Annotated in this window: 22 protein-coding genes; 7 read left to right on the top strand and 15 right to left on the bottom strand. The window is 66.6% G+C overall.

Going from position 1 to position 22,275, the window contains the following annotated elements; all coding sequences use genetic code 11:
• Positions 1–36: 36 nt before the first annotated feature.
• On the bottom strand, positions 37–1,131 hold the full coding sequence (gene ychF / locus ACTJKF_RS28255; protein WP_440628076.1) for a redox-regulated ATPase YchF: 1,095 nt from the start codon (positions 1,129–1,131) through the stop codon (positions 37–39).
• 250 nt (positions 1,132–1,381) lie between these two features.
• Here ychF and ACTJKF_RS28250 point away from each other — a divergent pair, with 250 nt between their 5' ends.
• The 4 genes from ACTJKF_RS28250 to ACTJKF_RS28235 all read left to right on the top strand — a co-directional run bounded on the left by ACTJKF_RS28250 (position 1,382) and on the right by ACTJKF_RS28235 (position 6,038).
• The gene (locus ACTJKF_RS28250) at positions 1,382–2,560 is read left to right on the top strand and encodes a UbiH/UbiF family hydroxylase (protein ID WP_440628074.1); all 1,179 of its coding nucleotides are present in this window, start codon (positions 1,382–1,384) and stop codon (positions 2,558–2,560) included.
• Between the two features lie 90 nt (positions 2,561–2,650).
• Positions 2,651–3,379, top strand: coding sequence for a DsbC family protein (locus ACTJKF_RS28245; RefSeq protein WP_440628072.1), 729 nt, complete (start codon positions 2,651–2,653; stop codon positions 3,377–3,379).
• Positions 3,380–3,494: 115 nt separating this feature from the next.
• On the top strand, positions 3,495–5,294 hold the full coding sequence (locus tag ACTJKF_RS28240) for a M61 family metallopeptidase (RefSeq protein WP_440628071.1): 1,800 nt from the start codon (positions 3,495–3,497) through the stop codon (positions 5,292–5,294).
• A gap of 147 nt (positions 5,295–5,441) precedes the next feature.
• Entirely contained in the window at positions 5,442–6,038 is a 597-nt protein-coding gene (locus tag ACTJKF_RS28235; protein ID WP_440628069.1) for an FMN-dependent NADH-azoreductase, read from the top strand.
• Between the two features lie 113 nt (positions 6,039–6,151).
• On the opposite strand, the gene ACTJKF_RS28230 is transcribed toward ACTJKF_RS28235, so the two are convergent.
• The 8 genes from ACTJKF_RS28230 to rpe all read right to left on the bottom strand — a co-directional run bounded on the left by ACTJKF_RS28230 (position 6,152) and on the right by rpe (position 13,465).
• A complete protein-coding gene (locus tag ACTJKF_RS28230) occupies positions 6,152–7,054 on the bottom strand; it encodes a uracil-DNA glycosylase (protein ID WP_440628068.1) in 903 nt (300 codons plus the stop codon).
• A gap of 13 nt (positions 7,055–7,067) precedes the next feature.
• Positions 7,068–7,694, bottom strand: a complete 627-nt coding sequence (locus ACTJKF_RS28225) for a CYTH domain-containing protein (protein WP_440628066.1) — start codon at positions 7,692–7,694, stop codon at positions 7,068–7,070.
• Positions 7,694–8,479 carry an indole-3-glycerol phosphate synthase TrpC gene (gene trpC, locus ACTJKF_RS28220; protein WP_440628065.1) on the bottom strand — a complete coding sequence of 262 codons (786 nt, stop codon included), beginning with the start codon at positions 8,477–8,479 and terminating at the stop codon, positions 7,694–7,696. The genes ACTJKF_RS28225 and trpC overlap by 1 nt, the downstream gene beginning before the upstream one ends.
• A gap of 29 nt (positions 8,480–8,508) precedes the next feature.
• A complete protein-coding gene (gene trpD / locus ACTJKF_RS28215; protein WP_039318793.1) occupies positions 8,509–9,540 on the bottom strand; it encodes an anthranilate phosphoribosyltransferase in 1,032 nt (343 codons plus the stop codon).
• A 13-nt stretch (positions 9,541–9,553) separates the two neighbouring features.
• A complete protein-coding gene (locus ACTJKF_RS28210) occupies positions 9,554–10,153 on the bottom strand; it encodes an aminodeoxychorismate/anthranilate synthase component II (protein ID WP_440628062.1) in 600 nt (199 codons plus the stop codon).
• A gap of 13 nt (positions 10,154–10,166) precedes the next feature.
• Positions 10,167–11,660, bottom strand: a complete 1,494-nt coding sequence (trpE, locus tag ACTJKF_RS28205) for an anthranilate synthase component I (protein WP_440628060.1) — start codon at positions 11,658–11,660, stop codon at positions 10,167–10,169.
• A 358-nt stretch (positions 11,661–12,018) separates the two neighbouring features.
• Complete coding sequence (locus ACTJKF_RS28200) at positions 12,019–12,774, bottom strand: phosphoglycolate phosphatase (protein WP_440628059.1); 756 nt, start codon at positions 12,772–12,774, stop codon at positions 12,019–12,021.
• Between the two features lie 4 nt (positions 12,775–12,778).
• Complete coding sequence (rpe, locus tag ACTJKF_RS28195) at positions 12,779–13,465, bottom strand: ribulose-phosphate 3-epimerase (RefSeq protein ID WP_006482066.1); 687 nt, start codon at positions 13,463–13,465, stop codon at positions 12,779–12,781.
• Between the two features lie 177 nt (positions 13,466–13,642).
• Between rpe and apaG the strand changes: the two genes are divergently transcribed.
• Positions 13,643–14,017, top strand: a complete 375-nt coding sequence (gene apaG, locus ACTJKF_RS28190; RefSeq protein WP_440628057.1) for a Co2+/Mg2+ efflux protein ApaG — start codon at positions 13,643–13,645, stop codon at positions 14,015–14,017.
• Positions 14,018–14,031: 14 nt separating this feature from the next.
• Here apaG and ACTJKF_RS28185 read toward each other — a convergent pair whose 3' ends face one another.
• Positions 14,032–14,175, bottom strand: a complete 144-nt coding sequence (locus ACTJKF_RS28185) for a hypothetical protein (protein WP_014898203.1) — start codon at positions 14,173–14,175, stop codon at positions 14,032–14,034.
• A 28-nt stretch (positions 14,176–14,203) separates the two neighbouring features.
• Between ACTJKF_RS28185 and mltA the strand changes: the two genes are divergently transcribed.
• The gene (mltA, locus tag ACTJKF_RS28180; RefSeq protein ID WP_440628055.1) at positions 14,204–15,328 is read left to right on the top strand and encodes a murein transglycosylase A; all 1,125 of its coding nucleotides are present in this window, start codon (positions 14,204–14,206) and stop codon (positions 15,326–15,328) included.
• A gap of 137 nt (positions 15,329–15,465) precedes the next feature.
• Here the strand turns inward: mltA and paaK are convergent, their stop codons facing one another.
• The 5 genes from paaK to paaN all read right to left on the bottom strand — a co-directional run bounded on the left by paaK (position 15,466) and on the right by paaN (position 21,090).
• Complete coding sequence (paaK, locus tag ACTJKF_RS28175) at positions 15,466–16,764, bottom strand: phenylacetate--CoA ligase PaaK (RefSeq protein ID WP_440628054.1); 1,299 nt, start codon at positions 16,762–16,764, stop codon at positions 15,466–15,468.
• A gap of 38 nt (positions 16,765–16,802) precedes the next feature.
• Positions 16,803–17,255, bottom strand: a complete 453-nt coding sequence (paaI, locus tag ACTJKF_RS28170; protein WP_440628052.1) for a hydroxyphenylacetyl-CoA thioesterase PaaI — start codon at positions 17,253–17,255, stop codon at positions 16,803–16,805.
• 1 nt (position 17,256) lies between these two features.
• On the bottom strand, positions 17,257–18,048 hold the full coding sequence (gene paaG / locus ACTJKF_RS28165; protein ID WP_440628051.1) for a 2-(1,2-epoxy-1,2-dihydrophenyl)acetyl-CoA isomerase PaaG: 792 nt from the start codon (positions 18,046–18,048) through the stop codon (positions 17,257–17,259).
• A gap of 45 nt (positions 18,049–18,093) precedes the next feature.
• A complete protein-coding gene (gene pcaF / locus ACTJKF_RS28160; protein WP_440628049.1) occupies positions 18,094–19,296 on the bottom strand; it encodes a 3-oxoadipyl-CoA thiolase in 1,203 nt (400 codons plus the stop codon).
• Positions 19,297–19,383: 87 nt separating this feature from the next.
• Positions 19,384–21,090 carry a phenylacetic acid degradation protein PaaN gene (gene paaN, locus ACTJKF_RS28155; protein WP_440628047.1) on the bottom strand — a complete coding sequence of 569 codons (1,707 nt, stop codon included), beginning with the start codon at positions 21,088–21,090 and terminating at the stop codon, positions 19,384–19,386.
• Positions 21,091–21,219: 129 nt separating this feature from the next.
• Between paaN and ACTJKF_RS28150 the strand changes: the two genes are divergently transcribed.
• Complete coding sequence (locus ACTJKF_RS28150; RefSeq protein WP_440628045.1) at positions 21,220–21,996, top strand: enoyl-CoA hydratase; 777 nt, start codon at positions 21,220–21,222, stop codon at positions 21,994–21,996.
• The last annotated feature ends 279 nt before the right edge of the window (positions 21,997–22,275 follow it).

Below are 22,275 nucleotides of genomic sequence, written 5' to 3'. Positions count from 1 at the left end.
GCGGGCCTTTTTCTACGGTCAGTGCGGGAGGAGCACTTAGACGTTGAACAGGAAGTTCATCACATCCCCGTCGTGCACCACATATTCCTTCCCTTCCGCGCGCATCTTGCCGGCTTCCTTCGCCCCCTGTTCGCCCTTGTACGAGACGAAGTCATTGAAGGCGATCGTCTGCGCGCGAATGAAGCCGCGCTCGAAGTCGGTGTGGATCACGCCGGCCGCTTGCGGCGCCGTGTCGCCGATGTGGATCGTCCACGCGCGCACTTCCTTCACGCCCGCGGTGAAGTAGGTCTGCAGGCCGAGGAGCTTGAAGCCCGCGCGGATCACGCGGTCGAGGCCCGGCTCTTCCATGCCCATGTCGGCGAGGAAGGCTTCCTTGTCCGCATCGTCGAGATCGGCGATTTCCGCTTCGATCGCCGCGCACACCGCGACCACCGGCGAATTCTCGCTTTCCGCGTACTTGCGCACCGCTTCGAGGTGCGGGTTGTTCTCGAAGCCGTCGTCCTTGACGTTCGCGACGTACATCGCCGGCTTCGCGGTGATCAGGCAGAACGGCTTGATGACCGCCTGTTCGTCTTCCGACAGCGACAGGCTGCGCACGGCCTTGCCCTGGTCGAGCTGTGCGCGCACCTTGTCGAGCACGGCGACGAGCTTCGCCGCTTCCTTGTCGTTGCCCGACTTCGCGGCCTTCGAGTAGCGCGTGAGCGCCTTCTCGACGGTGCCGAGGTCGGCGAGCGCGAGTTCGGTGTTGATCACTTCGATGTCGTCGATCGGGCTCACCTTGCCGGCGACGTGGATGACGTTGTCGTCCTCGAAGCAGCGCACGACGTGCGTGATCGCATCGGTTTCGCGGATGTTCGCGAGGAACTGGTTGCCGAGGCCTTCGCCCTTGCTCGCGCCCGCGACGAGGCCCGCGATGTCGACGAATTCGACGACGGCCGGCACGACGCGCTCGGGCTTCACGATTTCGGACAGCGCCTTCAGGCGCGTGTCAGGCACTTCGACGATGCCGACGTTCGGCTCGATCGTGCAGAACGGGTAGTTCTCGGCGGCGATGCCGGCCTTGGTCAGCGCATTGAACAGGGTGGACTTGCCGACGTTGGGCAAGCCGACGATGCCGCATTTGAGACTCATGGAATCCTTCGAACGGGTAAGGCGGCGCGGCCGGACGAAGCGCGGCGGCGCGGGAAAATAGGGACGGCCGGCGCTCGGAGCACGGCGGGCCGACGATCAAAGGCGCTATTGTACCGTGCCGACGCCCCGGTTTCCGGCGTCCGCCCCGAACGCCCCGATACGACGGGCCGCCGCGCTGCCGAGCCGCTCCCGCGATTCTGCTGATTTCCCGCAAAGTCCGGCCGCGTAAGGGATTGGCCCCGCAGCTATAATGCCCGCCATGACTGCCCACCACACCTTCGACGTCGCCGTGGTCGGCGGCGGGCTCGTCGGCAAGACGGCCGCGCTCGCGCTGACCCAGTCCGGCTACAAGACCGCGTTACTCGCCCAGCCGGCCACGCCGCGCCCCGCCGATCTCGCGTTCGACACGCGTATCTACGCGCTGTCGTCCAGCTCGCGGGCATTGCTGGAGCGGCTGCGGGTCTGGCAGGCGCTCGATCACGGCCGGCTCGCGCCGGTCTACGACATGCGCGTGTACGGCGACGCACACGCCGAACTGCATTTCTCCGCGTACCAGGCGTCCGTGCCGCAACTCGCGTGGATCGCCGAATCGTCGCTGATCGAGACATCGCTCGACGCCGCGCTGCGGTTCCAGCCGAATCTCACGTGGTTCGATGCGCGCGCGCAGGGCTTCGACGTGCGCGACGACGCAGCGGTGCTCACGCTGTCGTCGGGGCAGGTGCTCGAAGCGGACCTCGTGGTCGGTGCCGACGGCGCGCATTCATGGGTGCGCTCCCAAATGGGGGCCAGGGTCGAGCGGCGCGATTACCGGCAGACCGGCGTGGTCGCGAACTTCAAGGCGTCGCTGCCGCATCGCGAGACAGCCTGCCAGTGGTTTCACGAGGGCGAGATCATCGCGCTGCTGCCGCTGCCGGACGGTCATGTGTCGCTCGTGTGGTCCGCGCATACCGCGCATGCGGACGAATTGCTCGCGCTCGATCCCGCGCAACTCGCGGCCGAAGTCGAGCGCGTGTCGCACGGCAAGGTCGGCACGCTCGAATGCGTGACGCCGGCCGCCGGCTTCCCGCTCGCGCTGCAGACCGTCGACAAGCTGATCGCCCCGCGCGTCGCGCTCGTCGGCGATGCCGCACACCTGATCCACCCGCTCGCGGGGCAGGGGATGAACCTCGGGCTGCGCGACGTCGCGGCGCTCGCTGATGCGATCGCGAACAAGGAAAGCTTCCGCAACCTCGGCGATACGGTGCTGCTGCGCCGCTACGAGCGTTCGCGCCGCGAGGACATCCGCGCGCTGATGGTCGCGACCGACGGGCTGCAGCGGCTGTTCGCGGTGCCCGGCTCGTTCGCGAAGGCGGTGCGCAACGCGGGCATGGCGTTCGTCGGCGCGCAACCGCTGGTGAAGCGCTGGCTCGTGTCGGCCGCGCTCGGCTGATCGAACCTTCGCGTTCCGGGCCTGTCGGACAGGGTTCCGTTACGGCGTACACTGTGACGTGCACTCCGATTGAGCTGAAGGAACAACAGGATGAAAAAAACGATCCGCATCGCCTCGCTGGCGCTGGCCGTCACGATGGCGACGCTCGGCTGCACCGCGCAGGCCGACCAAACCACCGACAAGCTGAAAGCCACGCTGCAAGCGCGCCTCGGCAGCGACGCGCCGATCAAGAGCGTGTCGAAATCGCCGGTCGCGGGCCTGTACGAAGTGAATATGGGCACGCAGATCATCTATAGCGATGCCGCCGGCGACTACGTGCTGCTCGGCGATCTCGTCGACACCAAGACGCACAAGAACCTGACCGACGCGCGCCTGTCCGACCTCAACAAGATCGACTTCGCGAGCCTGCCGCTCGCGAATGCGATCAAGGTCGTCAAGGGCAACGGCGCGCGCAAGATCGCGGTGTTCTCCGATCCGAACTGCCCGTACTGCAAGCGCCTCGAGACGACGCTGCAGTCGATCGACAACGTGACCGTCTACACCTTCCTGTACCCGGTGCTGTCGCCGGATTCGACCACGAAGTCGAAGGCGATCTGGTGTGCGAGCGACCGCGCGAAAACCTGGGAGGGCTGGATGCTCGACCATCGCGCACCGTCCGGTGCGGGCAATTGCGATACGACCGCGCTCGACAAGAACCTCGCGCTTGGCCGCGGGATGAACGTCACCGGCACGCCGACGATCTTCTTCCCCGATGGCCGTCGCCTGCCGGGCGCGGTATCGGCCGACCAGCTGAACCAGGCGCTCGCGTCGAGCAAGTAACCGACCGACCCGCCGGGCCGCATGGCCCGGCCCGCGAGGGGCGCCCGCGATCTCTGCCGGCGCCTCTCTTCGTTTCCGCTGCCGTATTCCGTCCGATTTTCGACCGATTGCCACGATGACCCAGCCGATCCGTTATTCGATTGCCCCGAAAGATCTTGCCGCGCACCTGTTCGAAGTGTCGGTGACGGTCGCCGATCCCGATCCCGAAGGCCAGCGCTTCTCGCTGCCGGTGTGGATTCCGGGCAGCTACCTCGTGCGCGAGTTCGCGCGCAACATCGTGACGCTTGCCGCGTTCAACGACGCAGGCCGCAAGGTGCGCATCGCGAAAACCGACAAGAACACGTGGCAGGCCGCGCCCGTGAACGGCGCGCTGACGCTGCGCTACGACGTGTACGCGTGGGACCTGTCGGTCCGCTCCGCGTATCTCGACGAATCGGGCGGCTTCTTCAATGCCACGGCCGTATTCCTGAGCGTCGCCGGCCGCGAGGATGCACCGTGCGACGTCGACATCGCGAAGCCGGCGGGCCCGGCGTTCCGCACGTGGCGCGTCGGCACGTCGCTGCCCGAGGCGCGCGGCACCCGGCGCTACGGATTCGGTGCATATCGCGCCTCGAACTATGACGCGCTCACCGACCATCCGGTGACGATCGGCGAATTCGCGCTGGCGACGTTCGACGCGCATGGCGTGCCGCACGACATCGTGATCGCGGGGCGCGTGACGCAGCTCGACATGGAGCGGCTGCGCACCGACCTGAAGCGCGTATGCGAAGCGCAGATCGCGCTGTTCGAGCCGAAATCGAAGCAGGCGCCGATGGACCGCTACGTGTTCATGACGCTCGCGGTCAGCGACGGCTACGGCGGCCTCGAGCATCGTGCGTCGACCGCACTGATCTGCAACCGCACCGACCTGCCGGTGAAGGGGCGGCCGGAAACGACGGAAGGCTATCGCACGTATCTCGGCCTGTGCAGCCACGAGTACTTCCACACGTGGAACGTGAAGCGCATCAAGCCGGCTGCGTTCGTGCCGTACGATCTCGCGCGGGAAAACTACACGTCGCTGCTGTGGTTGTTCGAGGGCTTCACGTCGTATTACGACGACCTGATGCTCGTGCGCAGCGGGCTGATGTCTCCGGATGAATATTTCGCGGCGCTCGGCCGTACGGTCGGCGGCGTGCTGCGAGGCACGGGGCGCCTGAAGCAAAGCGTCGCGGAAAGCTCGTTCGACGCGTGGATCAAGTACTACCGCCAGGACGAGAACGCGACCAATGCGATCGTCAGCTATTACACGAAGGGCTCGCTCGTCGCGCTCGCGTTCGATCTCGCGATCCGCGCGCAGACGCGCAACCGCAAGTCGCTCGACGACGTGATGCGCCTGCTGTGGCAGCGCTACGGCCGCGAGTTCTATCGTGGCAGGCAGGCGGGTGTCGAGGAACACGAGGTGGAGACGCTGATCGAGGAAGCGACGGGTGTCGCGCTCGGCCGGCTGTTCGCCGACGCCGTGCACGGCACGCGCGACCTGCCGCTCGCCGACCTGCTCGCACCGTTCGGCGTGACGCTTGCGCCCGAGCTTGCGCACGGCGCGGCTGCGAAGCCGACGATCGGCGCGCGCCCGCGCGGTGGCGCGGACTGCACGCTGGCAGCGGTCTACGAAGGCGGTGCCGCGCATCGCGCGGGGCTGTCGGCCGGCGATACGCTGATCGCGCTCGACGGGTTGCGCATCACCGGTACGAACCTCGATACGCTGCTCGCGCGCTACCGGCCGGGCGACAAGGTCGAGGTGCACGCCTTCCGCCGCGATGAGTTGCGGACCGCGAAACTGAAGCTGGACGGGCCGGAAGTCACGCGCTACCGGCTTACGGCGGCCGCGAAGCCGGCCGCCGCGCACAAGGCCCGGGAAGCCTGGCTGAAGGGCTGAGCATGCGGCAGGCGGGTCTCGGGGCGCGATCATCGATTGTTCTGTTGCTGCAACAATCCGTCGCCCTGAACCCGCTTTTTCGAGACCGGGCGGCCACGCACAATGGCGTCACTCGCGCTACCAAGCGCAACCTAACCGGAGCCTGACATGACGACCATTCTGCAAATCAATTCCGCCGCACGCTCGCAAGGTGCGCAGTCCACGCTGCTGGCCAACGAACTCACGGCAAAGCTGCAACAATCGAACCCCGGCTCGAAGGTCGTGGTTCGCGACCTGCTGGCCGACGCGCTGCCGCACCTCGACGAATCGGTGCTCGGCGCATTCTTCACGCCGGCCGACCAGCGCAGCGCGGAACAGAATGCGATCGTCGCGAAGAGCGATGCGCTGATCGCCGAACTGCAAGCCGCCGACATCGTCGTGATCGGCGCACCGATGTACAACTTCGGCGTCTCGTCGCAACTGAAGACGTATTTCGACTGGATCGCCCGCGCAGGCGTTACGTTCCGCTACACCGAGAACGGTCCGGAAGGCCTGATCAAGGGCAAGAAGGTTCACGTGGTGACGGCCCGTGGCGGCAAGTACCTGGGTACGCCGAACGACAGCCAGACGCCGTTCCTGCGCACGTTCCTCGGCTTCGTCGGCATGACCGACGTGAGCTTCATCCACGCTGAAGGCCTCAACCTCGGGCCGGATGCGCAGAGCGCAGCCCTCGCTGGCGCGCGCGAAGCGATCGCTGCCGCATAAGGCCGACGCGGGTGCATCGCGCCCGCTGTTTCATCGGATGAAAAAAACGCTGCACCCCGAAAGGGGCGCAGCGTTTTTGCATGGTGCGGGGGAAAACGGGAAGCGGAACGCGATTACGCGAGCGTTTCCGCGACTTCCGGCAGACGCCAGTCGATCGGCTCGCGGCCCGCTTCGACCAGATAGTCGTTCGCGAGCGTGAAGTGGCGGCAACCGAGGAAGCCGCGGTGGGCGGACAGCGGCGACGGATGCGGCGCCTCGAGTACGCAGTGCGCGCTCGCATCGAACAGCGCGCGTTTCGCCTGCGCATGCGCGCCCCACAGCATGAACACGAGCCCGCGATGGCGGTTGGCCAGCTCACGAATCAGCGTGTCCGTGCATTGCTCCCAGCCGCGCTTCGCATGGCTCGCGGCCGCACCGCGCTCGACCGTCAGTACGGTGTTGAGCAGCAGCACGCCCTGGCGTGCCCAGGTATCGAGGCAGCCGTGACGCGGCGTGTCGTGGCCGAAATTCGCGGCGATTTCCTTGAAGATGTTGCGCAGCGACGGCGGCGTACGGACGGCCGGCGGTACCGAGAACGCCAGGCCGTGCGCCTGCGGCGTGCCGCGGTCGTCGCCGTGGTACGGGTCCTGGCCGAGGATCACGATCTTCACGTCGTCCGGGCTCGTCAGGCGCAGTGCGCGGAACACGTCGGTCGGGTAGACCGTCTTGCCGGCCGTGCGCTCGTCGTCGACGAAGCGGCACAGCGGCGCATACGCGTCGCTGTCGGTGAAGGGTTTCAGCACGTCGCGCCAGACGGCAGGCAGCGCGTCGAATTGCGCGGCGAGGTGCGGGACGTCCGCGACAACGGGGGCCGCGGGTCGCGGGGCGGCGGAAGCCGGCGCGGCTGCCTCGGCCTTCCTTGCGGGCTTGCGTCCGGCTGCGGCCGGGGCGGGAACATCGTCCTGTGCCGTTTCGGGCACGGGATCGTCGAACAGCGACGCCTGCTGCGGCGTGCGGAGAGTCTTGCGGGTTGCCATGCGTGATGCGTGTCTATTGCGCGCGCAGCCGGTAGCCGCGTTGCGCCTTGCTGATGTTTTCGGGGGCGAGGCCCGGCAGCGCTTGCTGCAGTTCGGCGGCGAGTGTAGCAAGTGCCGCTTCCGGGCCGTCGATCAGTTCGAGTTCGATTTCGCTGATCGGTTCGCGGCGCGTATCGTTTTCCGCCTGGACGACGATCTCGCCGACGTCCACCGCGGCCTCGACGGTCGCACCGCCGATTGCGATGCGCCACAGCGTACGCGAAAAATCCGTCCGGAACAGCGCGTGCAGCGCGGGCGCCGCATCGCGCAGCGCGGCGGCGGCCTCCGGCACGTCGCACGCGGCGACGAGCGCGTCGATTTCGAGCGCATCGCCGGCGACGGGCAACTCCCATTCATGGCGGCGATGCAGGCCGGCCTCTGCGCTGCCGACCGTCTTGAAGGTCTGCAGCCAGCCGTGCGGCGCACGGCGCACGCGTACCGCGCTCTTCGAGCGGGCCAGCGCGAGATCGGGGGTGTCGTAATAGACGTTCGCGAGCGCGATGACGTCGCCGGCTTCGCCGGTCAGTGTCTCGAAAAAGCGTCGCGCGGCGTCGGCCTGGCCGGTCGGCAGCGCGAGCTTGATTTCCTGTTCGATCGCCATCAGAAGAACATCCGCGCGAGTTCCTCGCCCGGCTGGTCGGCGCGCATGAACGCCTCGCCGACGAGGAACGCATTCACGTTCGCCGCGCGCATCGTATCGACGTCGGTGCGCGACAGGATGCCCGACTCGGTCACGACCATCCGGTCCGCCGGAATCATGTCGAGCATGTCGAGCGTGGTCTGGATCGTCGTCTCGAACGTGCGCAGGTTGCGGTTGTTGATGCCGAGCAGCGGCGTCTTCAGCGTCAGCGCCTGTTCCATTTCGTCGCGATCGTGCACTTCGACCAGCACCGCGAGGCCGAGCGAGTGCGCATACGCCTCGAGGTCCTGCATCAGCGGCGTGTCGAGCGCGGCCGCGATCAGCAGGATCGCGTCGGCGCCCATCGCGCGCGCTTCGAGGATCTGGTACGCGTCGACGATGAAGTCCTTGCGCAGCACCGGCAGCGTGCAGGCCGCGCGTGCTTCCTGAAGATAGCGGACGCTGCCCTGGAAGAACTGCTCGTCGGTCAGCACCGACAGGCACGCGGCGCCGTGTGCCGCATACGAGCGCGCGATGTCGGCCGGCACGAAATGCTCGCGCAGCACGCCTTTCGACGGGCTCGCCTTCTTCACTTCGGCGATCACCGCCGCGTTGCCGGCCGCCTGCTTCGCGCGCAGCGCGCCGACGAAGTCGCGCAGGTCGCGCGACGATGCTTCCAGTTTCAGTGCCTCGAGCGGCGTGCTGCGCATGGCCGCCGCGACTTCGTCGCGCTTGACGGCGATGATTCGGTCGAGAATGTCGCTCATGTGGGTTCCTGCTTGATTCGTAAGGGGAGTCAGCGCTTGAACTGCTGCGTGAAGCGCACGAGCTCGTCGACTTTCGCGCGCGCCTTGCCGCTCGCGATCGCTTCGCGGGCGAGCTGGATACCGTCCGCGATCGACTCCGCGATATTGGCCGCATAGAGCGCGGTGCCCGCGTTCAGCGTGACGATCTCGCGTGCGACGCCCGGCTGGTTGTCCAGCGCGCCGAGCAGCATCGTGCGCGATTCCTCGGCATTTTCCACCTTCAGCGTGCGGTTCGACACCATCTGCAGGCCGAAGTCCTCCGGATGGATCTCGTATTCGTGCACCTTGCCGTCGCGCAATTCGCCGACGAGCGTCGCGGCGCCGAGCGACACTTCATCCATCCCGTCCTTGCCGTACACCACCAGCACGTGCTGCGCGCCGAGACGCTGCATCACGCGCACCTGGATGCCGACGAGATCGGGGTGGAACACGCCCATCAGCTGGTTCGGCGCGCCGGCCGGATTGGTCAGCGGGCCGAGGATGTTGAAGATCGTCCGCACGCCGAGCTCGCGGCGCACGGCCGCGATGTTCTTCATCGCCGGATGATGGTTCGGCGCGAACATGAAGCCCATGCCGGTTTCGGCGATCGATGCCGCAACCTGGTCGGGCTGCAGGTCGATGTTCACGCCGAGCGCCTCGAGCACGTCGGCGCTGCCGGACTTGCTCGACACGCCGCGGTTGCCGTGCTTCGCGACCTTCGCGCCGGCTGCCGCCGTGATGAACATCGACGCGGTCGAGATGTTGAACGTGTGCGCGCCGTCGCCGCCCGTGCCGACGATGTCGACGAAGTTCGAGTTGTCCTGCACTTCGACGTGGTTCGCGAATTCGCGCATCACGGTCGCGGCGGCGGCGATCTCGCCGATCGTCTCCTTCTTCACGCGCAGCCCGGTGATGATCGCGGCCGCCATCACGGGCGACATGTCGCCGCGCATGATGAGCCGCATCAGGTGCAGCATCTCGTCGTGGAAGATTTCGCGGTGCTCGATCGTGCGTTGCAGCGCTTCCTGCGGGGTAATCGTCATCGTGCGTCTCCCGTCAGGCGGCCGGCGCGGCCGCACGGGCCGCTGCGCGATGCTGCTTCAGGAAATTCTCGAGCAGCGCGTGGCCGTGCTCGGAGAGGATCGATTCCGGGTGGAACTGCACGCCTTCGATCGGCAGCGTCTTGTGACGCACGCCCATGATCTCGCCGTCGTCGGTCCACGCGGACACCTCGAGACAGTCGGGCAGCGATTCGCGTTCGATCGCGAGCGAGTGGTAGCGCGTGACGTCGAAATGCTTCGGCAGGTCGGCGAACACGCCGCGGCAGTCGGTTTCGATCCGGCTCACCTTGCCGTGCATGATGGTCTTCGCGCGCACGACGCGGCCGCCGAACGCTTCGCCGATCGCCTGGTGGCCGAGGCAGACGCCGAGGATCGGCTTCTTGCCCGCGAACTCGCGCAGCACGTCGAGCGTGATGCCCGCGTGCTGCGGGTTGCTGGGGCCGGGCGACAGGCAGAGGGTATCGGGATTCAGGCGCGCGATCTCGTCGAGCGTGATTTCGTCGTTGCGGTACGTGTGCACGTCCTCGCCCAGTTCGCCGAAGTACTGGACCAGGTTATAGGTGAACGAATCGTAGTTGTCGATCATGAGCAGCATGGTCAGTCTCCGGTCAGAAGTCGCTATCGAGGCCGTCCTGGACCTGTTCGGCCGCACGCAGCACCGCGCGCGCCTTGTTCTCGGTCTCTTGCCATTCGGATTCGGGCACCGAGTCGGCGACGACGCCGGCCGCCGCTTGCACATACAGGTTGCCGTTGTGGATCAGGCCCGTGCGGATCGCGATCGCGAGATCCATCTCGCCGGAGAACGACAGGTAGCCGACGGCACCGCCGTACAGCCCGCGCTTGATCGGCTCGAGCTCGTCGATCAGCTCCATCGCGCGCACCTTCGGCGCGCCGGACAGCGTGCCGGCCGGGAACGTCGCGCGCAGCACGTCGTAGTTCGTCATGCCGGGCTTCAGCTTGCCTTCGACCGAGCTGACGATGTGCTGCACGTGCGAGTATTTCTCGATCACCATCTTGTCGGTCACCTGCACCGAGCCGATCTCAGCGATGCGGCCGACGTCGTTGCGCGCAAGGTCGATCAGCATCACGTGCTCCGCGATTTCCTTCGGATCGTTCAGCAGTTCGGTCGCGAGTTCGGCATCGCGCTCGGGCGTGTTGCCGCGCGGACGCGTGCCGGCGAGCGGACGGATCGTGACGATCTGATCTTCCCCGCGCTTTTCCTGGCGCACCAGGATTTCCGGCGACGCGCCGACCACGTGGAAGTCGCCAAAGTTGTAGTAATACATGTATGGCGACGGATTCAGCGAACGCAGCGCGCGATACAGCGACAGCGGATTGTCGCGGTACGGCTTCGTCAGCCGCTGGCCGACCTGGATCTGCATCAGTTCGCCGGCCGCGATGTATTCCTTCGCCTGGCGCACGGCGGCCAGATAGTCGTCCTTCTTGAATTCGCGGAAGGTTTCGGTGCGCACGCTTGCGGACGTGACGGGCGGCTGCACCGTCGTGCGCAGGCGCTGCTTGAGTTCGCGCAAACGCTGCTTCGCCTTCGTGTAAGCCTCGGGCTGGGCCGGGTCCGCATAGATGATCAGGTAGAGCTTGCCCGCAAGGTTGTCGATCACCGCGACTTCTTCGGTGAGCAGCAGCTGGATGTCGGGCAGCCCGAGATCGTCACGCGGCGTGGTGCGCGCGAGCTTCTTCTCGATGTAGCGCACCGCGTCGTAGCCGAAGTATCCGGCGAGGCCGCCGCAGAAGCGCGGCAGGCCCGGGCGCTGCGCGACCTTGAAGCGCGCCTGGAACGACTCGATGAATTCAAACGGGTCGCCGTCGTGCGTCTCGACGACCTGGCCGTCGCGCACCACTTCGGACACGCCGTCGCGGGTGCGCAGCAGCGTGCGTGCGGGCAGGCCGATGAACGAATAGCGGCCGAAGCGTTCGCCGCCGACCACCGACTCGAGCAGGAACGAGTTGGCGCCCGCGCGTTCAGGCTGGGCCAGCTTCAGGTAGAGGGACAGCGGCGTTTCGAGGTCGGCGAGCGCTTCCGCGATCAGCGGGATGCGGTTGTAGCCTTCGTTCGCAAGCGATTGGAATTCGAGTTCGGTCATGTTCCGGTCCTGTTCGGGACGAGCGGCGGCGTGCGCCAGGGATCACTTGACGCTGCGCGGGTTGCCGTCGGCGAAAGGGCGGTCGATCGAGAAGTGCCTGTTGCCGGCCGGCACTCCGGGTGCGAACGTCGCGAGCCTGCGGCCGCTCCTGAACGCGAGCGTTCGGACGCGGTAGAACTCGAGGTGGTGCGACGATCGGCGCGCGGATGCGCAGCGAGATAAAAAACGGCGCTGAAGACGTGCCTCAGCGTACCTCATCGAAGAGGTTAGCGCGACCAGCGACGCCAGGGCCAGGCTCCCCGGTCGATGCTGCTCAGACTCCGTTTTTTATTCAGAAACATGCGGATGGAAGAAATAATCAGATGGTTGGCCGGTCGGCATTGTGCGCGGTGATCGCGCGTGCTGCGACCAGCAACGAATCGACTATACCATCCGAATTTATCGTTTGTATAGCTTTGCCGTGGTTGTAGCCGTACGGCACCGTCAGCGTCGCCATGCCGGCCGCGCGGCCCGCCAGTGCGTCGTTTTCCGAGTCGCCGATCGCGACCGCCGCGTCCGGCGCGACGCCGAGCGCGTCGCACGCCGTCAGCATCGGCAGCGGATCGGGTTTCTTGCGCGCGACGCTGTCGCCGCCGAGCACGATGCCGAAGCGATCGATCAGCCCGTACTGCTCGAGCAGCTCGACCGCGAAGCGGTGCGGCTTGTTCGTCACGCACGCGAGCCGGATGCCGGCCGCGCGCAACGCATCGAGACCGGCCGCGACCTCGGGATAGAGGCGCGTGTGACGGCCGTTGATCTTCGCGTACTCGGCCTGATAGATCACGAGCGCGTCGTCGAAGCGCGCGTGCGCTTCGTCGTGCGTGAAGCGCGGCTTCAGCACGCTCTGGATCAGATGCTCGGAGCCCTTTCCGACGTAGCCGATCACCTCGTCGCGCGACGTGGCCGGCGCGCCGAGCTGCGCGAGCATCCCGTTCAGCCCGGCCGTGAAATCGTCGGCGGTGTCGACCATCGTGCCGTCGAGGTCGATCAGCGCCGCGTCGATGCGCGGCGCCGCGAACCGGATCGGGCCGTCGGCTTCGGCCGCCGCATGGCCTGCCAGCGAGGAATCGGCCACGGCGTCAGCTCCGCTCGACGGTGGCGAGCGCGGCGCGCATCTCGTCGATCACCTTGCGGTAATCGGGCTTGCCGAAGATCGCCGAACCCGCGACGAAGGTGTCCGCGCCGGCTGCCGCGATTTCCGCGATGTTGTCGGCTTTCACGCCGCCGTCCACCTCGAGCAGGATCTCGCGGCCGGTGCGCTCCGTGTACGCGTCGATACGGGCGCGCGCTTCGCGCAGCTTGTTCAGCGTTTCCGGGATGAACGACTGGCCGCCGAAGCCGGGGTTCACCGACATCAGCAGCACGAAGTCGAGGCGGTCCATCACGTGGTCGAGATAGTTCAGCGGCGTGGCCGGGTTGAACACGAGGCCGGCCTTGCAGCCGTGATCGCGGATCAGCGACAGCGTACGGTCGATGTGGTCCGAGCCTTCCGGATGGAAGCTGATCAGGTTCGCGCCGGCTTTCGCGAAATCGGGCACGATCCGGTCGACCGGGCGCACCATCAGGTGCACGTCGATCGGCACCTGCACGTGCGGGCGGATCGCCTCGCAGACGAGCGGGCCGATCGTGAGGTTCGGCACATAATGGTTGTCCATCACGTCGAAGTGAATCCAGTCGGCGCCGGCGGCGACCACGTTGCGGACTTCTTCGCCGAGCCGAGCGAAGTCGGCCGACAGGATGCTGGGAGCGATGCGGAATTGGGTCATGACAGGGGAGCGTGGACGCGGCGGCGCAAAACCGCCATTCTACCGTCCGGCGACCCGGTGCGCGGCGACGGCCCGTGCGGTCGCGGCCCGATTGCGCATAGAATGCCGAACCAATGCGGCGCGCCCGCGGCCTTGCCGGTCGAGTCGGCGCGGGCGGTTACCTATAGCGGAAACACCATGAGTCAGTATCAATTCACCGTTTCGGTGAAAACCAGCTACTTGCCGGAACAATCCGACCCCGATCGACGTCAATACGCATTCGCGTACACGCTGACCATCCGCAATACCGGTCAGGTCGCGGCGCAGCTGATCGCGCGTCACTGGATCATCACGGACAGCGAAGACCACGTGCAGGAAGTGAAGGGGCTCGGCGTCGTCGGGCACCAGCCGCTGCTGCAGCCGGGCGAACAGTTCGAATACACGAGCTGGGCCGTGATCGCGACGCCGGTCGGCACGATGCGCGGCGCCTACTTCTGCGTGGCGGAGGACGGCGAGCGGTTCGATGCGCCGGTCGACGAGTTTGCGCTGCACATGCCGCGCACGCTGCATTGAGCGTGCGCGACCGGTCAGCGCGGCTGGCGGTCGTTGTTGCGGGCGTGCTTCTTCCTGCCCGACGACGTCCACACGACGATGAAGATCAGCAGGGCAAGCGCTACGAAAGCCTCGAGCGCGAAGATGAGCATCGGATATTGGTCGAGAAAATCTGACATGGCGGTTTCCATCAAGAACGGACATTGTATGTGGTTTGGGCCCCGGGTAGCCGGCTGGATTGCGGCGGCTGCGACGGCCGCGCTGATGGCAGCATGTGGCAGCGCGCCGACGCGAACGTCGACGCTCAAGCCGCCGACCGGCGCGGCGATCGTGCCGGGGCAGATCGCCGCGAAGCGGCTGACGCCGGTCGCGTGGCAGCAGGTGCCGGGCTGGCAGGACGATTCGCTGATCGGCGCAACGGCCGCGCTGCGGCAGAACTGCGTGCGGCTTGCGCGCCAGCCGGCGTGGCAGCGCGCCTGCGCGGCGGCCGATCGTCTCGACGAACTCGACGTCAGCACGGCGCGGGCATTCTTCGAAACGTATTTCACACCGTTTCAGCTCGCGAACACCGACGGCACGCTCGACGGGCTCGTGACCGGCTATTACGAGCCGCTGCTGCACGGCTCCCGCGTGCGTCGCGGTCCTTACCAGTACGCACTGTACCGCTGGCCGGCCGGCTATCGCGCCGGTGCCGCGCTGCCGGCTCGCGCGCAGCTCGAGCGGGCCGGCATCCTGAACGGCAACGAACTCGTGTGGGTCGACGATCCGATCGAGGCGTTCTTCCTGCAGGTGCAGGGTTCGGGGCGCGTGCTGCTCGACGACGGTTCGGTGATGCGGGTCGGCTTCGGCGGCACCAACAACCAGCCCTACCGCTCGATCGGCAAGTGGCTGCTCGATCGCGGCGAGCTGACGCCCGCGCAGGCGACGATGCAGGGCATCAAGGCGTGGGCGAAGGCGAACCCGAACCGCGTCGACGCGTTGCTCGACACGAATCCGCGGTTTGTATTCTTCCGCGACATGCCGACGAAGGAAGATGCGCCGCACGGCGGCGCGGACGGCCCGATCGGCGCGCTCGGCGTGCCGCTCACGCCCGAGCGCTCGATCGCGGTCGATCCGTCGTCAATCCCGCTCGGCACGCCCGTGTTCCTGCAGACCACGCGTCCGTTGACGAATACGCCGATGAACCGGCTCGTGTTCGCGCAGGATACGGGTTCCGCGATCAAGGGTGGCGTGCGCGCCGACTATTTCTGGGGGCTCGGCGACGATGCCGGCGACCAGGCGGGACGGATGAAGCAAGTCGGCCGGATGTGGCTGCTGTTCCCGAATTCGTGATGCGCAGTGATGCCGGCACGCACGTGTAGCCGGCGCATCGAGACGAAGCAGCCCGATCGGTTTTGGCCGGTCGGGCTGTTGTTTTCGAGGGCCGCGCGTGATGGCTGTTGCGGGAGGCCGTCGTGCCGTAGCCCGTATCAGCCCTTGCGCTTGTCGATGACGCGTCGCGCCTTGCCGACCGAGCGCTCGATCCCGTTGACCGGCAGAACGTTGATCACGGCAGTCACGCCGATCAGCGACTTGATGTCGTACGCGAGCGCCTGTTTGGCCGCATGGATCACTGCCGTGTCGGGCGCCGTTTCGGGGCACGGCTCGACGTTGAGCGTCAGCACGTCGAGCGGCCCTTCCTTCGTCAGCACGATCTGATAGTGGGGCGCGAGCGCACGCTGCTTCAGCAACTGTTCCTCGATCTGCGTCGGAAAGACGTTGACGCCCCGCACGATCATCATGTCGTCCGAACGCCCGGTGATCTTTTCCATCCTGCGCATCGTGCGCGCGGTGCCGGGCAGCAGGCGCGTGAGGTCGCGCGTCCGGTAGCGGATGATCGGCAGCGCTTCCTTCGCCAGCGACGTGAAGACCAGCTCGCCCAGCTCGCCGTCCGGCAGCACTTCGCCGGTCTCGGGATCGATGATTTCCGGATAGAAGTAGTCTTCCCAGATGGTCGGGCCGTCCTTGGTCTCGACGCATTCCGACGCGACGCCCGGGCCCATCACTTCGGACAGCCCGTAGATGTCGACCGCATCGATGCCCATCCGCTGCTCGATGGCCACGCGCATATCGTTCGTCCATGGTTCCGCGCCGAAGATGCCGATGCGTAGCGAGCTCTGCGCGGGATCGAGGCCCTGGCGCTCGATCTCGTCGGCGATCGACAGCATGTAGCTCGGCGTCACCATGATGATGTCGGGCCGGAAATCCTGGATCAGCTGCACCTGCTTCTCGGTCTGGCCGCCGCCGAACGGGATCACCGTCAGCCCCGCGCGCTCCGCGCCGTAATGCGCGCCGAGCCCGCCGGTGAACAGCCCGTAGCCGTAGCTGACATGAACCTTGTCGCCGCGGCGCGCGCCGGCTGCCCGGATCGAGCGCGCGACGAGATTCGCCCACGTGTCGATGTCGCGCGCCGTATAGCCGACGACGGTCGGCTTGCCGGTGGTGCCCGACGACGCGTGGATGCGCGAGATCTGATCTTGCGGCACCGCGAACATCCCGAACGGATAGCTGTCGCGCAGGTCGCTCTTGGTCGTGAACGGGAAGCGCGACAGATCCGTGAGCGTCTTCAGGTCGTCGGGATGCACGCCCGCTTCGTCGAATTTGCGACGATAGACGGGGGAGTGCTCATACGCATGCCGGAGCGACCATTTCAGGCGCTCGAGCTGCAGCGCAGTCAGCTCGTCGCGTGACGCGGTCTCGATCGGCTCGAGCGGTAGCGGGGTAGTCATGCCTGTCTCCAGTGATTGTTATGCGCGAGCCGTTGACGTCAGCGGTCTTCCGGGAGGACCGTACCCTTGATCTGGGCCGATTTGCCGCGAAACATCGCGACCGTTTCGCCCGTCTGGTTCGTCACGCGGATGTCGTAGATGCCGTGCCGGCCGCTGCGCGTTTGCTCGATCGCCTCGGCCGTCAGCAGGTCGTTGCCGAATACGGGGCGCAGGTATTCGATCGAGCAGCCTGCCGCAACGGTATTCAGGTTGTACGAGTTGCATGCGAACGCGAACGTCGAATCGGCGAGCGTGAAGATGATGCCGCCGTGGCAGGTCTGATGCCCGTTCAGGAATTCGGGCCGCACGCGCATCTGCAGGCGTGCGTAGCCGGCGCGAACTTCGGCGACTTCCATCCCGAACGCGCGGCTGCAGGCGTCCGCGTCGTACATGGCCCGCGCGGTGGCGCGGGCGAGCGCATCGGGGTCGAGCGTGGCGGTGGAGGCGGTCATGTCAACGTCCCTCGAAGCGCGGCGCGCGCTTTTCGATGAACGCCTTCACGCCTTCCGCATAGTCGTACGACTGGCCAAGCTTGCGCTGCAGGTCGCGCTCGAGGTCGAGTTGCTGCTCGAGGGTGTTCGTGACGCTGTCGCGCATCGACTGCTTGATTGACGCGATCGCGCGCGTCGGCTGCAGTGCGAGCTGGTTGGCGACCTGGCGGGTCGTCGTGGCGAGCACATCATCGTCGACCGCGCGCCAGATCAAACCCCATTGTTCGGCCTGTTCGGCGCCGAGCTTGTCGCCGGTCAGCGCCAACCCCAGCGCGCGGGCCATGCCGACGCGTTGCGGCAGGAACCAGGTGCCGCCCGAATCGGGCACGAGCCCGATCTTGACGAAAGCCTGGATGAAGCTGCTCGAGCGCGCAGCGAATACGAGGTCGCAGGCGAGCGCCAGATTCGCGCCGGCGCCGGCCGCTGTGCCGTTGACGGCGGCGATCACCGGAATCGGCATGCGTTGCAGGCGGCGGATCAGCGGATTGAAATGCTCGTCGATCAGCGTGCCGAGGTCGGTCGACGCACCCGGCGTGAAGTCAAGGTCGGCCAGGTCCTGGCCCGCGCAGAAGCCGCGCCCCGCACCCGTCAGGATCAGCGCGCGCGCGCCGGCCGCTTCGACTTCATCGAGTGCCGACTGCAGTTCGCGGTGCATCGCCCGCGTGAAGCTGTTCAGCTTGTCCGGACGGTTGAGGGTGATCGTGGCCACGCGGGCAGCCTGATCGACATCCAGCTGGATCGCCTGATATGACATGCAGTGTCTCCTTCATGACTTCGTTATAGGCGCGCCGCGCGGCGGTTACACGCGTTCGATGGCGATCGCGATGCCCTGGCCGACGCCGATGCACATCGTACAGAGCGCGAAGCGGCCGCCTGTACGTTCGAGCTGGTGAAGTGCCGTGGTCACGAGCCGCGCGCCCGATGCGCCGAGCGGGTGACCCAGCGCGATCGCGCCGCCGTTCGGGTTCACGCGCGGATCGTCGTCGGCGACGCCGAGCATGCGCAACACCGCGAGGCCTTGCGACGCGAACGCCTCGTTTAGCTCGATCACGTCGAACTGGTCGATCGACATGCCGAGCTGGCGCAACAGTTTCTGCGTCGCAGGCGCCGGGCCGATGCCCATCACGCGCGGCTCGACGCCGGCGGTCGCCATGCCGACGACGCGTGCGCGGCGGCGCAGCCCGTACTGATCCGCGGCTTCCGCGCTGGCGAGCAGCAGTGCACATGCGCCGTCGTTGACGCCCGACGCATTGCCGGCCGTCACCGAACCGTCCGGGCGCACGACACCCTTCAGCTTCGCGAGCGCTTCGAGCGAAGTCTCGCGCGGATGCTCGTCATGCGAGACGAGCAGCGCATCGCCTTTCTTCTGCGCAATCGTGACCGGCACGATTTCCGCGGCGAGCGTGCCGTCCTGCTGGGCACGTGCGGCCTTCTGCTGGCTGCGCAGCGCGAACAGGTCCTGGTCGGCGCGGCTGATGTTGTAGTCGACCGCGACGTTTTCGGCCGTCTCGGGCATCGAATCAACGCCGCATTGCTGTTTCATCAGCGGATTGATGAAACGCCAGCCGATCGTCGTGTCGAAAATGGCGGCCTGGCGCGCGAATGCGCTCACGGCCTTGCCCATCACGAACGGCGCGCGCGTCATGCTTTCCACGCCGCCCGCGATCATCAGACGTGCCTCACCCGCCTTGATCGCGCGGGCGGCCGTACCGACCGCGTCCATCCCCGAGCCGCAGAGCCGGTTCAGCGTCGTGCCCGGGACGGCGGTCGGCAGGCCCGCAAGCAGCGCGGACATGCGTGCGACGTTGCGGTTGTCCTCGCCGGCCTGGTTCGCGCAGCCATAGATCACGTCGTCGATCGCCGACCAGTCGACGTTGCGGTTGCGTTCGATCAGCGCCTTGAGCGGCACTGCGCCGAGATCGTCGGCACGAACGTCTTTCAGGGCGCCGCCGTAGCGGCCGATGGGGGTGCGAATCGCGTCGCAGATGTAGGCGTCGGTCATGAGCGTGTCGAGGTGCAACGAACCCGCCGGGTGGCGGATTCGTTCATGGTAGAGAAAGTGGCGGCGTTTGCACGTCGGCCATTCGGGTTATGCCGTCTGGCCGGCTTCCGCAGCGACTGCCTTCGGCGCAACATGGACGCGGCTTTGAACCACGCGGAACCGATTGGCGACGAACGCCGGGTCGGCCAGCGCCGCGTTGGCTGCCGGGTTCGCGCCGGTGCCGTGGAAGTCGGAGAACGCGGCCGACTGGTTGACGAACACACCGCCCGTCAAGTTGATCGACAGCGCGACACCGCCACGCACCGCCGCCTCGTGCGCGGCGTCGACGATCTTGTCGTCGGTGCTGTAGACGGAGAGCGTCAGTGCGCCATGCTCGGCGGCGATGTCGCCGGCGAGCTCGAGCGACTGCGCGGTCGAGTCGGTCGCGATCACGAACGAGATCGGGCCGAACCACTCCTGCGTGAATTTGGCGCGGTCGGCCACGTCGAGCTGCAGCACGAGCGGGGTGCGCACGCGCGCGTCGGCGAACGCCGGGTGCTGGAGCGTCTGGCTGTCGGCGAGCACGCGGCCGAGCTTGCGGGCGTCGTCGATGCGCGCGGTCACGCCGTCGTTCTGGATCGCACCGATCAGTTCGACCGAGCGGGCCGGGTCGCCGGTCAGCTTTTGCACGGAGGTGGCGATCGCCTGGGCGACTTCGTCGAAGCTCGCATGACCTTCCGCGGTCCGGATGCCGTCGCGCGGCACATAGATATTCTGCGGTGCCGTGCACATCTGGCCGGAGTACAGCGCGAGCGAGAACGCGATGTTCTTGGCTGCGGCCTTCAGGTCGTCGGTCGAGTCGATCACGATCTGGTTGACGCCCGCCTTCTCTGTATACACCTGTGCCTGATGGGCATGGCGTTCGAGCCACGTGCCGTTGTGCGTGCTGCCGGTGAAGTCGATCAGCTTGATTTCGGGGCGCAGCGCGAGGTCCTGCACGAGGGCGCCGTCGTTCGGCTCGGTCGCGAGGAGCGTGACGACGTTCGGATCGAAGCCGGCTTCGCGCAGCACGTCGCGGGCGATACGGACCGTGATCGCGAGCGGCAGGATCGCGCCCGGGTGCGGTTTGACGATGACCGTGTTGCCGGTCGCCAGGTCGGCGAACAGGCCGGGGTAGCCGTTCCAGGTCGGAAACGTGCAACAGCCGAGCACGAGGCCGGTGCCGCGCGGCACGATCGTATAGCGCTTGTGCATCGCGAGCGGCGGGTTCTTGCCTTGCGGCTTTTCCCAGTGCGCGTCGGCGGGGATGCGGCGCAGTTCGTCCCACGCATAGGCGACCGCTTCGAGCGCACGATCCTGCGCGTGGGGGCCGCCGGCCTGGAATGCCATCATGAACGCCTGGCCCGTGGTGTGCATCACGCTGTACGCAATCTCGAAGCTCGCGCGGTTCAGGCGCGCGAGGATTTCGAGGCTGACGCCGACCCAGGCGCTCGGGCCGGCTTCGCGCCAAGCGCGCTGGGCAGCGGCCGCCGCTGCAATCAGTTCGTCGGGCGTCGATTTGGGGTAGCGGATACCGAGCGCGATCCCGTACGGAGACTGCTCGGCACCGACGGTACCGCCGGATGCCGGCTGGTCGAGGGCGAACGTGCTGTCGAGGTGCGCCTTGAACGCGACTTCGCCATCGGCGTTGGCGCTTTCCCCGTACACTTTGGGACTCGGCATTTCCGTAAACGGGCTCCAGTACCCGCGGCTCTCGATGGCGGCGAGGGCGTGTTTCAGCGTGTCTTCGTGCTTCGTGAACAGTGCATGGGTCATGACGGCGGCCTGATGGACGTTGAGAGGGATTGGTTCGATTAATTAACCGACCGGTTGGTCGGAGAATGGTAGCATCAAACTATTCGCATGTGCGAGGCGTTTCTCATTTCATTGATCGAGGAGAAATAGATGTCTTACGAGAACATCCTGGTGGAGACCCGGGGGCGAGTCGGGCTGGTTACGCTGAACCGTCCGAAGGCGCTCAATGCGCTGAACGATGCGCTGATGGATGAACTGGGCGCTGCGCTGAAGGCGTTCGACGCGGACGACGAGATTGGCGCGATCGTCGTGATGGGGAGCGAGAAGGCGTTCGCGGCCGGGGCCGACATCGGCATGATGTCGACCTATACCTATATGGATGTCTATCGCGGCGACTACATCACGCGTAACTGGGAGACCGTCCGCGAGATCCGCAAGCCGATCATTGCCGCCGTGGCGGGCTTCGCGCTTGGCGGCGGGTGCGAGCTCGCGATGATGTGCGACATCATCTTCGCGGCGGATACGGCCAAGTTCGGCCAGCCCGAGATCAAGCTGGGCGTGATGCCGGGCGCGGGCGGCACGCAGCGCCTGCCGCGCGCGGTGTCGAAGGCGAAAGCGATGGACATGTGCCTGACCGCGCGTTTCATGGACGCGGTCGAGGCGGAGCGGGCGGGGCTCGTGTCGCGTGTGCTACCGGCCGACAAGCTGCTCGACGAAGCGATTGCCGCTGCGACGACGATCGCCGAGTTTTCGCTGCCGGCGGTCATGATGGTCAAGGAGTCGGTGAACCGCGCATATGAGACGACGCTGGCCGAAGGCGTTCACTTCGAGCGCCGACTGTTCCATTCGCTGTTCGCGACCGAAGATCAGAAGGAAGGGATGGCGGCATTTGTCGAGAGGCGGAAGCCGGTATTCAAGCACCGCTGATTTTGCGGTGATGGGCAGTGCCTGGCGAGCGACGGGTGTTGGTCGTCGGCATGATCGCCTGGTGTTGCGAACCCAAAGCCTCCGTGCGCGGCAGCGCACGGAGGCTTTTTCAAATTATTTTCACAAAGGGCTTGCGGAGAGCGGAGCGGATGCTTAGAATCACGCCTCTTTCGCGCTAACGGAAACGCAGCGCGGGGGAAGAAGGGAAGCGGTGCGGTTGGGGTTGGTGGTAGCGACCTCGGCGCACACGAAGTTGAACCCCAGTCGTCGCAACGAAGC

The sequence above is a fragment of the Burkholderia sp. 22313 genome (assembly GCF_052045245.1).
Classification (GTDB): domain Bacteria; phylum Pseudomonadota; class Gammaproteobacteria; order Burkholderiales; family Burkholderiaceae; genus Burkholderia.
Note: the sequence above shows the minus strand (reverse complement) of the source record. Positions and strands in the feature narration are given on the sequence as shown.